The organism is Rhodococcus sp. IEGM1339 (genome assembly GCF_050321925.1).
Taxonomy (GTDB): domain Bacteria; phylum Actinomycetota; class Actinomycetes; order Mycobacteriales; family Mycobacteriaceae; genus Rhodococcus; species Rhodococcus pyridinivorans.
The window spans coordinates 40,640-51,609 of sequence record NZ_JBNQFT010000021.1 but is presented as its reverse complement, the minus strand read 5'-3'; the positions used below and the strand labels follow the sequence as shown (position 1 = coordinate 51,609).

13 protein-coding genes are annotated in these 10,970 nt (G+C 69.7%); 4 read left to right on the top strand and 9 right to left on the bottom strand.

The genetic code is table 11. The features are described from left to right. Window positions 1-4: 4 nt before the first annotated feature. Complete coding sequence (locus ACQR3U_RS17965) at window positions 5-574, bottom strand: zeta toxin family protein (protein WP_006552790.1); 570 nt, start codon at window positions 572-574, stop codon at window positions 5-7. Beyond that, a complete protein-coding gene (locus ACQR3U_RS17960; RefSeq protein ID WP_006552789.1) occupies window positions 571-957 on the bottom strand; it encodes a TA system antitoxin ParD family protein in 387 nt (128 codons plus the stop codon). The genes ACQR3U_RS17965 and ACQR3U_RS17960 overlap by 4 nt, the downstream gene beginning before the upstream one ends. Before the next feature lie 206 nt (window positions 958-1,163). Between ACQR3U_RS17960 and ACQR3U_RS17955 the strand changes: the two genes are divergently transcribed. Both ACQR3U_RS17955 and ACQR3U_RS17950 read left to right on the top strand, forming a co-directional pair. Next, window positions 1,164-2,234, top strand: a complete 1,071-nt coding sequence (locus ACQR3U_RS17955) for a class I SAM-dependent methyltransferase (RefSeq protein WP_230811098.1) — start codon at window positions 1,164-1,166, stop codon at window positions 2,232-2,234. Window positions 2,235-2,303: 69 nt separating this feature from the next. Further along, window positions 2,304-2,669 (top strand): HNH endonuclease, encoded by a 366-nt coding sequence (locus ACQR3U_RS17950; protein ID WP_230811097.1) that lies wholly within the window; start codon window positions 2,304-2,306, stop codon window positions 2,667-2,669. Window positions 2,670-2,685: 16 nt separating this feature from the next. Here the strand turns inward: ACQR3U_RS17950 and ACQR3U_RS17945 are convergent, their stop codons facing one another. From ACQR3U_RS17945 to ACQR3U_RS17925, 5 genes are all read right to left on the bottom strand, one after another. Next, window positions 2,686-3,162 carry a hypothetical protein gene (locus ACQR3U_RS17945; RefSeq protein WP_230811096.1) on the bottom strand — a complete coding sequence of 159 codons (477 nt, stop codon included), beginning with the start codon at window positions 3,160-3,162 and terminating at the stop codon, window positions 2,686-2,688. A 1,142-nt stretch (window positions 3,163-4,304) separates the two neighbouring features. After that, window positions 4,305-5,237: a TAXI family TRAP transporter solute-binding subunit gene (locus tag ACQR3U_RS17940; protein WP_230811095.1), complete on the bottom strand. Its 933-nt coding sequence runs from the start codon at window positions 5,235-5,237 to the stop codon at window positions 4,305-4,307. Further along, a complete protein-coding gene (locus ACQR3U_RS17935; RefSeq protein ID WP_230811094.1) occupies window positions 5,234-6,661 on the bottom strand; it encodes a sensor histidine kinase in 1,428 nt (475 codons plus the stop codon). Before ACQR3U_RS17935 ends, ACQR3U_RS17940 begins: the two co-directional genes overlap by 4 nt. A 1-nt stretch (window position 6,662) precedes the next feature. After that, on the bottom strand, window positions 6,663-7,319 hold the full coding sequence (locus ACQR3U_RS17930; RefSeq protein ID WP_006552782.1) for a response regulator transcription factor: 657 nt from the start codon (window positions 7,317-7,319) through the stop codon (window positions 6,663-6,665). A 15-nt stretch (window positions 7,320-7,334) separates the two neighbouring features. After that, on the bottom strand, window positions 7,335-8,717 hold the full coding sequence (locus ACQR3U_RS17925; RefSeq protein WP_230811093.1) for an MFS transporter: 1,383 nt from the start codon (window positions 8,715-8,717) through the stop codon (window positions 7,335-7,337). Between the two features lie 185 nt (window positions 8,718-8,902). Here ACQR3U_RS17925 and ACQR3U_RS17920 point away from each other — a divergent pair, with 185 nt between their 5' ends. Both ACQR3U_RS17920 and soxR read left to right on the top strand, forming a co-directional pair. After that, entirely contained in the window at window positions 8,903-9,121 is a 219-nt protein-coding gene (locus ACQR3U_RS17920) for a hypothetical protein (RefSeq protein WP_230811092.1), read from the top strand. Window positions 9,122-9,217: 96 nt separating this feature from the next. Next, on the top strand, window positions 9,218-9,709 hold the full coding sequence (soxR, locus tag ACQR3U_RS17915; RefSeq protein ID WP_230811091.1) for a redox-sensitive transcriptional activator SoxR: 492 nt from the start codon (window positions 9,218-9,220) through the stop codon (window positions 9,707-9,709). A 10-nt stretch (window positions 9,710-9,719) separates the two neighbouring features. Here the strand turns inward: soxR and ACQR3U_RS17910 are convergent, their stop codons facing one another. Further along, complete coding sequence (locus ACQR3U_RS17910) at window positions 9,720-10,604, bottom strand: alpha/beta fold hydrolase (RefSeq protein ID WP_230811090.1); 885 nt, start codon at window positions 10,602-10,604, stop codon at window positions 9,720-9,722. Window positions 10,605-10,617: 13 nt separating this feature from the next. Further along, complete coding sequence (locus ACQR3U_RS17905) at window positions 10,618-10,851, bottom strand: hypothetical protein (protein WP_019289588.1); 234 nt, start codon at window positions 10,849-10,851, stop codon at window positions 10,618-10,620. Window positions 10,852-10,970 lie beyond the last annotated feature (119 nt).

The window sequence follows — 10,970 nt, the reverse complement described above, 5'->3', positions numbered from 1 at the left end:
TCTCTCAGCCGAGCCCGGTGAGCGCCGCCGGCGCCCATCCCGGCCAGCGCACCGCACCCACCGGCACCCCGCCGGCGAACCGCGCCACCACCACCGGGGTCCCGGACGCCGTGTCGTACACCGACGCCTGATCGGCGCGGCCGATCGCTTCGGTCACCAGCGGCCACAACCGCCGATAACGCGCCCGGATCTTGTCCTCGGGCACCGCATGCCCACCGGAGGCCACCCGGTGCTGTACACGCAGCACCGACATCGCCTCGGGCACCAGCATCACGTGCAGCACCACCGTGAACCCCACCTCGTGCGCGCGGTCGATCAACTCCAGCTTCGACGGATGCGAGAACACCGTCTCCGCAATGAACGACCGGCCCTGCCGCAGCAACCGGTCCCGCGCCGCCGCGGCGAGCTGCGCCGCCTCGTACGACATCTCCTCCGCCCGGTCGGGCCAGCGCTGCCGCGCGATCACATCCGCATTGACGAACACGCTGCGCGGCAGCAGGGGAGCGAGGGACAACTCGACGAACGTCGACTTGCCGGAACCGTTGGGACCGACGATCAGATCCAGACGCCTCATGCGTCGTCGAGCACCTGGCGACTACCGTCGGGACGCTGCTCGACCAGCCGGCCTTCGTCGTCGAGCACCACCGTGGTGACCCCACGCGCGGCGAGAATCTCGGCGTAGTCGGTGCGGGCCAGCCCGTCCGCCAGGCGCGCATCGATCTCCGCGTCGAACAGCCGTCCCTCGGCGGCGGTGAGCTCGCTCAGCTCCCGTGTCCCGGCCAGCGCCTCGTGCACCCGGTGCAGGGAGGCGGTCTCGTGGGCGGTCATCGCGCGGCCGATGCGGGCCCAGTACTCGAGTTGCTGGCGTCCGGTGCGGTTCTGGCGGCCGCCCTCGGCGATGGCGCTGTCGACGAGTTCGGCGTCGAAGCGGGTGACCTTGTCGGTGGATGACGTCATGACGGCCTCCTGATGTTGCAGTCTGCTACAAGCGTAGCTGTCTGCAACACGCCACGCACCCCCGAATCCTCCCGCCACCACCCGGTTCGTGACCTCCCGCTACGCACCGCCACCCGGATCGACACCCGATCGAACCCGAGCCGTCGCCGCGGAACCGGCCACGCGACCTACCGTGAGCGAGTACTCCCATCGCCAGGAGGTGCGTGATGACCACGGAGATGCACGAACCCGACCAAGCACGACTCGAGCAGACCCTCGGACGACTCGTCGTCGACATGGGTGCGGCCATGAACGGCGCACTGGTGCTCATCGGCGCCGAACTCGGACTGTGGCGCGCGCTCGACGAAGCCGGCCCGGTCAGCAGCGAACAACTCGCCGACCGCACCGGCATCCGCGAACGCTATCTGCGCGAATGGCTCTCCGCCGAGACCGCCAGCGGCTATCTCACCTACGATCCCGACGCCGGAACGTTCAGTCTGGCACCGGAACACGCCATGGCCCTCGCCCGCGAGGACAGCCCCGTCTACCTGGCCGGCGGCTTCCACCTGATCGGCTCCGTGTACAAGGACCGCGGCCGCATCGCCGAACGCGTCCGCAACGGCGAAGGTTTCGGCTGGCACGAACACGATCCCGAACTGTTCGTCGGCACCGAACAGTTCTTCCGCCCCGGCTACCGCGCCAACCTCGTCGACGTGTGGCTGCCCGCCCTCGACGGGATCGTCGACACACTGCGCGCCGGCGCCACCGTCGCGGACATCGGCTGCGGCCACGGTGTCTCCACGACCCTGCTCGCGCAGGCGTTCCCGCAGTCCACCATCCGCGGCTTCGACTACCACGACGCGTCCATCGCGCGGGCGACGGAACTGGCCGCGGAGGAGGGCGTCGACAACGCCACCTTCACCGTCGCCTCGGCGACCGACTTCCCCGGATCCGACTACGACCTGATCTGCTACTTCGACTGCCTGCACGACATGGGCGATCCCGTCGGCGCACTGCGGTACGCGCGCGGCGCGCTCGCCGACGACGGCGCGGTGATGCTCGTCGAACCGTTCGCCCGCGACAGCCTGCCCGAGAACCTCAACCCGGTCGGCCGGATGTACTACGCCGCATCGACGGTGCTGTGCACCCCGTCGTCCCTCGACCAGCCGGTCGCGCTCGGGCTCGGCGCGCAGGCCGGGGAGCGACGGCTCGCCGATGTCGCGGCCGAAGCCGGATTCGGCACCTTCCGCCGCGCCACCGAAACACCCTTCAACCTCGTCCTCGAAGCACGCCCCTGAAACAGTCTCCGGGAAACCGGATCGGACTCATCGGCGACTACGGCGGCGCCGATAGGCGACGATCGGAGGATGGACCGCGTCACCCGACTCTCGCTCGCCCTGGACCGTCAGGACGGGCGGTGCCTGTGGTGTGGACGGGAGTTCGGGCAGCTGATCACCCCGACCACCGATCATCTGGTGCCGCGCCTGAAGGGCGGGCCGAGCATCACCGCCAACGAGGTCGCCGCGTGCCGACGCTGCAACGCCGACCGCAGACACATCGCGCCGGTCGAATGGCTCGACCGGTGCCGGCAGCGCGAGGGCTGGTCACCCGACGAGGAGCTGCTGTCACGACTGCTCGAGGAGCTCGCCGACGAACTCGTCCGGGTCGGTGGTCATCGCCGTGCCCGGGATTATCTGTCCGCGCAGTTGCGGCGGTTGCGGCGAGCGTCATAATGCACGGGAGGCGAGATTAATACGTCACTGTGACGTTTCTGGGTTTATCGTCCGAGGCAGAGGAGGGGAGTCCGCACCCTCGACCCCGACGGCCACCGCGGACGCGACAGGCGAGCAGATCCCGCTCGCCGCCAGGAGCGTCCGCCGTCCACCCGAGTTCCTCGCACACCGCCGCAACGAGGGAGACCGAGATGCCGGACGGACCGGTACCGGCGACCACGATGGATGCGACCAGCACCAGCGCAGCTGATACAAACAGTGCGACGATCAGCCACAGCGCGCGCGGCAGCGTGCACATGCGCCGCCGGGCCGACTCGCGCCCGCCGCCGGCGGCGAGGGCCGCAAGTGCCGGGCAGACGAACATCAACGCACTGACCGGCAGACGCGCACCGGTGATGTCGAATTCACCGTCGGTGAGTGCACCCCAGAGATAGAACGGGACGGTGTTGATCGCGAAGACCACCCAGGAACGCAGGAGCCGTGGTTGCGTCACGGTCGACCTTCCCGGATCGCGTTGTCACTGCCGCGCCGATGATATCGACGCAGATAGGTGTCCACCGCGGGACCCGCTAGACCACGTGAAAACGTCACCGTGACGTTTTCACGACGGCCGGGCGGACAGGCAGGGGGCGAGGGTGGCGGGCCCGGAAGGTCGTATCGGGCGTCCGAGGCAGCGAACCGACACCAGGCGGCGGACCGGGCCGGGCACGGACCAGTCCGGGCACGGCGAATGCGCGGCAAGCTCGAGTGCCGGGAGCGCGTCGTGCGGCGCGGTTCGCACGTCGCACGTCGCACGAGACGGAGGGAACAACGCGCGCCGGACGGCACGGCACGGCGCACGACGCGATGCAGTGCGTGCGACGACGGCGCGAATCTGCGGATCAGGGACGTCACTCGGCAGCATCGGGATTATCAGCGCCGAACCCCAGGTCACCGCCCATATCCAAATTGCCGATAATTTACATTATGTTAACTATAGTGGAACCGGACCTCCTCCGGACAGGTGCGGCAGGGCGTCCGAGGCGTTCGGAGATCCCTGGTTCGCCCCGGATCGATGCGATGGGCCCCACCTGTCACTCGGCCTCTGGCTCGAGTCCGGCCCACCTCCGGACTGCGACCGGCCTGCCGGCGCCCGTGCTGGATCGAGCCGCCGATCCGCTCGACGCGCGTTCGGCTGCTCATGCATCGGGTGCCATGCCGCAGCGACGCGCACACTGCACCGACCCACGGTTCACCGATGCGGCGTTGCGGCAGCACCGTGTGGTCGTCGCGTGCGCGTTGCGCGCCGCAGATCGCGCGGACGATGCGCATGTTGGTGGCGCGGGATCATCCCGTCCCCCGGGGTGCCGCGACCACCGATCGCCCCTTCTCGCCTCTTCCACATCTGATGGATAATCACCGTTATCCATGAATCGTGTTGGCTGCCAACGAATTTCACGCACACAGAGGTGAACGGTTCCATTGTGCCCCGCGCATGTCCCCTGCACAGCCGATCCGGTCCCGATCTCCTCGAACTTCGAGGGCGAGCCCGATCTCCGCACCGCATCCCGCCGACACCAGCGCATGCCTTCCACCCCAATATGTGCCTGGGTCGGCACGATTCAGGGGCCCCTTCTCCCCTGTCCGCCCGTCTCGTCAGCCGTGATGGCGCCGGTACGCGGCCACCGCTCCCGGATGCAGCGGGACATCGGCGGTGACGATCAGCGATTGCCGGTCGAGGAACTGGCTGCCGGTGGCCTGAGCCGGCACGAGTTCGGAGGCGTGGTCGACGAGCAGATCGACCAGTGCGGCGGCGGCCTCGTCCGACACCGAGGCTCCGGCGAGCAGGAGGTTGCCCAAGCCGATGGTGGCGACGGCGTCCGGCTGCCCGTACGTGCCGGGCTGGATGAGCACCGGTTCGTAACGCGAACCGAATCGCGCCCGCAGCGGTTCGAGGAGCACGGACAGATCGATCAGCCGCAACGGCACGCCCAGGTTCGCAAACGACGGGGTAGGAACACCACCCGCCCACAACACCGCGTCGATCTCGCCGTCCACCAGCGCGCGACCGGCGTCGGCCATCGACAGGTGCACCCGGGTGACGGCTCCCGGCTCGGCGAGCCCGGCGACGGCGAGGATGCGTTCGCCAGTGAATTCAGCACCCGATCCGGGAGCGCCGAGGCTGATCCGTGCGCCCCGCAACTGGGCGATCTCACGGATCGGCGAGTCCGCACGCACGGCCAACTGCATGTAGTTCTCGTAGACCCGTCCGATCGCCGTGAACCGCGCGCCCTCGTCGTAAGCGCGCACCGCGACATCGGTGAGGGTCAACGCCAGCTCCGCATTCCCCGCCGTCAGCGCGGCGAGATTGGTGACCGACCCCGGCGTGCGTTCCGGCACGATCACGACGGGAAGACCCGCCCGGTCCGCGGCAGCCGCAGTGAGTTCCGCGAACTCCCAGAAGAACCCACCCTCCTCCCCTGCCGCCAGGATCAGTTCCTCACGCTCTCCGGTGCGCGTGCAGCCGGCGACGACTCCGCCCACCGCCAGCAGCGCGACGGACCGCAGGAGATCACGGCGGGTGATCATGATGCCTCCGCGCGGGAGTCGGCGGGCAGGGTCAGGGTGACGGCCAGTCCGTGCGGGTCGGCGGCGGCGAGGTCGAGGGTGCCGCCGCCGGTCTCGACGAGCGCGACCGCGATGGACAGCCCGAGGCCGGTGCCGGGCCCGTCGGCTCCGGACCCGCGGAAGAACCGGGAGGTGAGGGCGCCGAGCTCATCGGGTGCGACTCCGGCGCCGTCGTCCTCGACGCGGATCCGGATGGTCCCGTCGTGGTGTCGGGTGGTGATGCGGACCCCGGTGGCCGCGCGGGCGTACTTGCTCGCGTTGCTGAGCAGCACATCGAGCACCTGGGCGAGATGGTCGGCGGAGAAACAGGCGTGCAGGCGCGGCCCGGTCGGTTCGTCCACGGTGACGGTCATGCCGGCCTCGGCGAGGGCCTCGGACCAGGCGTCGACGCGGTCGGCGACGACGGCGCCGACATCGCACCCGTCGTGTCCTTCGGTGCCCGCTGTGTCGGTGGGTGATTCGGCGGTGGCGAGGGCGAGCAGGCCGTCGAGGATGCCGCCGAGCCGGTCGACTTCGACGGCCGTGCGCCGGTAGGTCTCCGCGCCGGCGGCGGCGACGTGCGGTTCGAGGGAGTCGAGTCGGATGTGCAGGGCGGCGAGCGGGTTCCGGAGTTGGTGCGCGGTGTCGGCGATGAGTTGTTTCTGGGCGCGGGTGGACGTGCGGACGGCTTCGGACATGGTGTCGAAGGCCTGCGTGAGTTCCCGGACCTCCGGGGGGCCGTGGTACCGGACCGAGACGGTGGTGTCGCCGGTGCGGGAGCGTGGATGCAGTGCCGGGACGCTGTCGGTGAGCGCCGCGACCCGCGCGGTGAGCGCGGTGAGCGGGCGGACCGTCCACCGTGACAGGACGGTCGCGAGGATGGTGACGAGCACGAGGGCCGCCGCTGCGCCGGTGACGATGAGCAGCCACGAGGTGCGGATGTCGTGGCGGGCGGCGTCGGTGGACACGTCGACGACGACGGCTCCTTCGACCTGGGCGCCGGTACCCACCGGCACGGCGAGCAGTACCCGGTGCGGGGACCACGGGGTCAGCGGACCGCCGATGCCCTGTTTCTGGTTGCGCAGACCGGCGGTGATCGCCTCCGGCACACCGGGGTCGGTCGGGGTCAGGCCCGCGCTCGCGCGGGGTGCGCCGCGCGCGTCGACGATGAGCACGCCCTCGTCGTAGAGCCGGTGGTAGCGGGTCACCTCCTCGTCGAGCAGGGCGGTGCTGTCGGGGGCGCGCGTCTGGACGGCGAGGGTGGCGAAGTGGTGGGCGTCGGCTTCCCGGTTCGCTCCCAGGACGGCGGTACGGCCGGCGCTGGTGGCGAGGGCGAGCGGGACGGCGAAGGCGACGACGGCGACGGTCGCGAAGACGAGCAGCACCGCCAGGACCCGCCGGTGCATGTCAGCCGCCCCACCGGTAGCCGTAGCCGCGGATGGTGGAGATGAGTCCGGGGCGGGCGAGTTTCGCGCGCAGCCCGGTCATGTGCACGTCGAGCGACCGGGAGATCGCCACATACGCGTCGCCCCACACGGCGTCCATGAGTTGTTGGCGGCTGACCGCGGCGCCGGGGCGGGCGACGAGGACGGCGAGCAGGTCGAATTCCTTCGGGGTGAGGGTGACCGGTTCGCCGCCCACCTCGACTTCGCGGGCATCGAGGTCGACGACGACGTCGCCGGCGCGGACGATGCGGGAGGACTCGGACAGCGCGCGGCGCCGTTGGGTGACGACGTCCACGCGGGCGAGCAGTTCGGCCAGGCGGGCCGGTTTGACGAGGTAGTCGTCGGCGCCGCCGCGCAGGCCGCGTACCACCGAGCGTTCGTCGCCGCGCGCGGTGAGGATCACGACGGGGACGTCGTTGACGGCCCGCAGTTGCCGGAGCACCTGCAGGCCGTCGGCGTCGGGCAGGCCGAGGTCGAGGATGACGACGTCGAGGTCGCGGTGTCCGAGGAGCAGGTCGGCGCCGCGCCGCATGCGGATCGGCCGGTGGCCGTGGGAGGTGAGGGCTTCGACGAGGGCGTCGCCGACGCCGTCGTCGTCCTCGACCACCGCGATCTGCACGTGGGTCCCTTTCGGTCAGTGTCGCGAGGTGGCCAGGTCGGCGTGCTCGTCGGGGGTGTCGGTGTGGGTGCTCGTGCGGTCGGTGCTCGTGCGGTCCAGGGGTGAGCCGTCGGAGGTCTCCCGCATGAAGAAGTACACGACGAGCGAGACGGCGATGCAGCCGGTCACGTAGTAGAAGAATAGCGATTCGTGGCCGGCGCGCTTGAGCGCGAGTGCGACGGTTTCGACGGTGCCGCCGAAGATCGCGAGGGTCAGCGCGTAGGGCAGGCCGACGCCGAGCGCGCGGACCTTGGTGGGGAACAGTTCGGTCTTCACGATGGCGTTGACCGAGGTGTAGCCGGTGACGACGGTCAGGCCGAGCATCATCAACCCGAACGCGATCAGCGGGTTCGTGGTGCTGCCGAGGATCGTCATCAGCGGGACGGTGAGCACGGTGCCGCCGACCCCGAAGAAGATGAGCAGTTTGCGGCGGCCGATGCGGTCCGAGAGGGCCCCGCCGATGGGTTGCAGGACGATGAACACCAGCAGGGCGGCGAAGTTGATCCAGGCGACGGTGTCCTTGGAGATGCCGGAGGTGTTGATCATGTATTTCTGCATGTAGGTGGTGTAGGTGTAGAACGCCACGCAGCCGCCGAGGGTCAGCGCGCACACCAGTAGGCATTCGCGGGGGTACTGCAGCAGCATCCGGATGCCGCCCTGCTCGGGCGTGCCCTCCGGCCGGTCGGTGGCGATCTTGGCCGCGACTTCCTCGGTGAACGCTTCGGATTCGTCCATGGTGCGGCGCAGCCACATCACGGCGACGGCGGCGACGGCGCCGATGACGAACGGGATGCGCCAGCCCCACGCCTGCATGGCCTCGGCGGAGAGGGTGAGCTGCAGGACGATCTGGACGCCGAGGGCGATGAGCTGTCCGGCGACGAGGGTGACGTACTGGAAGCTCGAGTAGAACCCGCGGCGTCCGGGTGAGGCGACCTCGGCGAGATAGGTGGCGCTGGTGGCGTATTCACCACCGACGGACAGTCCCTGCATCATGCGGGCGAGGACGAGAAGAAGGGGTGCGGCGAGTCCGATGGTCGCGTAGTCCGGGGTGACGGCGATGATGAGGGAGCCGACGGCCATGACGGTGACCGACAGGGTCAGCGCCGAGCGCCGTCCGCGCCGGTCGGCGTAGCGGCCCATGATCCAGCCGCCGATCGGTCGCATGAGGAATCCCACGGCGAAGATCGCTGCGGTGGACAGCAGTTGGGCGGTGGGGTCGCCTTCGGGGAAGAATTCCTTCGCGAAGTAGACGCTGAACGCGGCGTAGACGTACCAGTCGTACCACTCGATCAGGTTGCCGACCGAGCCTTTCAACACGTTGCCGATGACTCGGCGTTCGCCCGTCGAGGTGGTGCTCACCCGGGACTCCTTTCGCTGCGTGGATCTGTGCGCTCCCCACAGTGGTTCGGGTCACAGTGGTTGCGGAAGGGTCTGTGGCGGTTCCTAACACTCCCTTAGGAATGTGGTCGGGACGGGTGGGATCGGCGTGGCGCGCGGGGTGCCGATCCCCCGCTGTGCCGGTCGGAGGTTCTACGGTGGTCGACGTGACGATCCCCGCATCGAGTTATCTGTTCCAGGCCCGGACGTTCGTGAGCGGTTCCCGTAAGTGGCGGTTCGAGGCGGCGTTGGCGACCGCGCGGGTCTGCGAGCGGTTCGAGCGGCCGTACCCGAAGTCGGTGCGGACGTGGGCGCACACCGCGTACGACATGTTGCGGATGGATGCGCCGGAGGTCGCTGCCGAGTTCGGGCCGCCGCCGTTCTGACCCTGGTGCTCACGCGACCCGGGTGCCCGGTGCCTCCGGTGGCCGGTACTGTGCAGCACAACTCGATCACGATGTCTGCGCGGCGAGGAGGGGCCGATGAACCCTGCTGTATGGCTGACACCCGGCCAGTTGGCGGACCGTTCCGGGGTGGCGGTCTCGGCGCTGCACTACTACGAGTCGCGTGGTCTGATCACCAGTCGCCGCACCTCGGGCAATCAACGGCGTTATCGTCGCGACACGCTGCGCAAGGTCGCGTTCATCAAGGTCGCGCAGGGTGTGGGGGTGTCCCTGGACGAGATCAAGGAGGCGTTCGATTCGTTGCCGGACAGTCGTGTGCCGACGACGGAGGACTGGGCGCGGCTGTCGCGGGCGTGGCACGACCGGCTGACCCGCCGCATCGAGGATCTCACCGCGTTGCGCGACAGTTTCACCGATTGCATCGGCTGCGGTTGTCTGAGTTTGGCGTCGTGTCCGCTCGCGAATCCCGGTGACGTGCTCGGGCAGCAGGGTCCGGGTCCGCGTCGGCTACCGGTGCACGACGACGATCCGCCGGTGGAGGCGGCGCGGCGCGCGGAGTCGTCCGGCTGAGGTCATGCGGTCAGGTGCGCGCGGCTTCGATCTGCTGCACGAACCGGGCGGTGGCGTCGGCGACGTCGCGGGGATGGGAACGCGGCGACCAGTGCCCGGCGTCGAGCGGGTGGATGCGCAGGTCGGTGACCCAGCGGGAGGTGTCCTCGTAGCCCACGGGGCGTACCGCGCGGTCGCGCAGGTTCTGGATCAGCTGGACCGGGACGTCGGTGCGCCGCTCGCGGGGTCGGGTGAGACGCGCGCGGATGTTCGCCCGGTACAGGGGCAGTCCGTGCACCATGTCATCGGCGAGGGTGGGGGCGACCGGTGCGATCGCGGTGGGATCGATGCGGTCGAAGAACCCGACGAAGGCCGGCCAGTGGTGGGCGAGCCAGCCGCACAGCACCGGATTCGGCAGAGCGGGGATCTGGAAGGCGAGGGTGTAGGCGGAGGCGAGAGCCTGTTCGGCGGGGCCGAGTGGGCGTTTCTGTCGGAGACGACGGCGCATCCACAAGCCGAGATGGTCGAGGTTGGGGCCGGAGATCGAGGTGTAGGAGGCGATGCGATCGCCGGCGTCGGGTTCGCATACCGCTTCCCAGCACAGCACCGCGCCCCAGTCGTGGCCGAGCAGGTGGACCGGTTCGTTCGGGGCGAGGGCGTCGATGACGGCGTGCAGGTCGGCGGCGAGGTGCTCGAGCCGGTAGTGCGCCACCGCGCGGGGCACGGTGGAGGCGCCGGCGCCGCGGTTGTCGTAGCGCAGGATGCGGAAGTCGTCGGCGAGCAGGGGTGCGACGCGGTCCCACAGGGCGTGGGTGTCGGGCCAGCCGTGGACGAGGACGAGCGTCGGGCCGTGCGGGTTGCCTTCTTCGACGACGTGGAGTCGGATAGGCCCGTTGGGGACGGTGTGGGTGGTCATGGTTGTCCTGTGGTCATGGTTGTCCGGGCGTCTCGGGGGCCGGGGGGTGGTCGCCGGTGGGTCGGGTGAAGAGCGTGCGGCGGCGCAGGCTGCTGGCGATGGCGAAGAGGGATTCGGAGACGGAGGTGGGCCGGCCGTGGCGGCGCTGGACGAGATGTCCGAGGGCGGACAGCAGTCCGGCGCCGAGGGGGACGGCGAGGACGAACAGGATCCGATGTCGGAGTGGGCTGCCGCGCAGCATCGACATGGGAGGCCTCCTTCGATACCGGCCACTGTATTTGTGACCAACGGTAACATTATTTCCGGTGATGGGAACCACTCCTGATGTTTCGCGACGGTCCCGCGCGTGCATCCCTCCCGAAGGCG

Coding starts and splice junctions, on each gene's coding strand:
- ACQR3U_RS17960 (WP_006552789.1), bottom strand. CDS start 957: ATGACGTCATCCACCGACAAGGTCACCCGCTTCGACGCCGAACTCGTC.
- soxR (WP_230811091.1), top strand. CDS start 9,218: ATGAACCCTGCTGTATGGCTGACACCCGGCCAGTTGGCGGACCGTTCC.
- ACQR3U_RS17905 (WP_019289588.1), bottom strand. CDS start 10,851: ATGTCGATGCTGCGCGGCAGCCCACTCCGACATCGGATCCTGTTCGTC.
- ACQR3U_RS17950 (WP_230811097.1), top strand. CDS start 2,304: ATGGACCGCGTCACCCGACTCTCGCTCGCCCTGGACCGTCAGGACGGG.
- ACQR3U_RS17955 (WP_230811098.1), top strand. CDS start 1,164: ATGACCACGGAGATGCACGAACCCGACCAAGCACGACTCGAGCAGACC.
- ACQR3U_RS17910 (WP_230811090.1), bottom strand. CDS start 10,604: ATGACCACCCACACCGTCCCCAACGGGCCTATCCGACTCCACGTCGTC.
- ACQR3U_RS17965 (WP_006552790.1), bottom strand. CDS start 574: ATGAGGCGTCTGGATCTGATCGTCGGTCCCAACGGTTCCGGCAAGTCG.
- ACQR3U_RS17935 (WP_230811094.1), bottom strand. CDS start 6,661: ATGCACCGGCGGGTCCTGGCGGTGCTGCTCGTCTTCGCGACCGTCGCC.
- ACQR3U_RS17940 (WP_230811095.1), bottom strand. CDS start 5,237: ATGATCACCCGCCGTGATCTCCTGCGGTCCGTCGCGCTGCTGGCGGTG.